General features: G+C 54.6%; 1 protein-coding gene. It reads left to right on the forward strand.

Features of this window, described 5'->3' with window-relative positions; genetic code table 11:
* The first annotated feature begins 131 nt into the window (after window positions 1-131).
* Window positions 132-1,418, forward strand: a complete 1,287-nt coding sequence (locus tag NFS35_RS28805) for an IS110 family RNA-guided transposase (RefSeq protein ID WP_251210383.1) — start codon at window positions 132-134, stop codon at window positions 1,416-1,418.
* Window positions 1,419-1,537 lie beyond the last annotated feature (119 nt).

Consider the following 1,537-nt stretch of genomic DNA (forward strand, 5'->3'; position numbering starts at 1 on the left):
GGAGCTTCCTGTATAATACAAACATAGGGAATTCCAAGAAAGGTGGTTGATAAAAAGATACCTCAGAGTAAAATAAGATTGCTGACTTTGCGGGTTAGTAAAAATCTTATTGAACAGAGAGGTATCCCAAGATGAATTGTAACACACAGAACGCAAAAATTGCATCCATAACTGAAAAAACTTTGATTGTCGGAATTGATGTGGGAAGCGGGACCCATTATGCCAGGGCATTCGACTGGCGTAACTACGAGTACACAAAGAAACCGCTGGAGTTCAGCAACACCGAAGCCGGCTTCCAGACACTAAAGGCATGGATGGAGGAGCTTGCAGAGAAGCACGGCAAGACCGCAGTGGTTCCGGGCATGGAGCCGACAGGCCACTACTGGTTCGCCCTGGGGAAGTTCCTGCAGGACAACGGAATGAAGCCGGTGCATGTGAACCCCCATCATGTGAAGAAATCCAAAGAGCTGGATGACAACAATCCCAACAAGAATGACCGGAAGGATCCCAAGACGATCGCTGCGCTTGTCAATGAGGGGAGGTTCTCTTACCCTTACATGCCGGTCGGCATCTACGCAGAGATCAGGAGCTTATCGAACCTGCGCTTCCAGACGCAGGAGGAGCTCACAAGGATCAAGAACCGCCTGTCGAGATGGTTCTCCATCTACTTTCCGGAGTACAAAGACGTCTACGGGGACCTGAAGGCGGTAAGCGGGAGGATGGTGCTGAAGGCAGCGCCGCTGCCGGAGGACATCATGAAGCTGGGGGCGGAAGGCGTGAACCGGATCTGGAGGGACGCAAAGCTGAGGGGCGCCGGGATGAAGAGGGCAAAGACCCTGGTAACGGCTGCGGAGCACAGCATAGGGAGCAAGGAAGCGCCGGAGGCGGCACGGATGGAACTGAAGAACCTGCTGGACGACATGGATGCATATGCGTCAAGACTGGAGGGGCTGCTCCGGAGGATAGAAGAAAAGCTGAAGGGGATTCCGTATATAGATAACCTGCTGGCAATCAAGGGGATCGGGATGGCAACGGTCAGCGGCTTTATAGCAGAGGTTGGGGACATAGGACGTTTCGACAGCCCCAAACAGCTACAGAAGCTGGCAGGATACGCCATCGTGGCAAACGATTCGGGCAAGCATAACGGAGAAAGCCGCATCAGCTACCGGGGACGGAAACGCCTGAGGTATGTGCTGTACGAGGCGGCGATATCGCTGGTGGGAAAGAATGCGGAGTTCCGTCAGATATACGAGCATTACCGGACGCGGAAGGAGAACCCGCTCAAAAAGATGCAGGCGGTGGTGGCGGTGGCATGTAAGGTGCTGAGGATATTCTACGCGATCCTTACCAAGGGTATCCAGTATGACCCTGATAAGCTGTTGGGCGACATCAGGAGGCCGCAGGTACAGGCGGCATAACAGCGGGAACAAGAACAGGCAATACCCTGTCACGGCTGGACTGGGCCTCCGGCAGGCACCGCCGGGAGCTGAGTCCAGCCATGACAGGAAAGGCTGGGGGACATGAGGGACAGGCTGGG

This window comes from Acetatifactor aquisgranensis, from assembly GCF_943193215.1.
GTDB classification, from domain to species: Bacteria; Bacillota; Clostridia; order Lachnospirales; family Lachnospiraceae; genus Acetatifactor; species Acetatifactor aquisgranensis.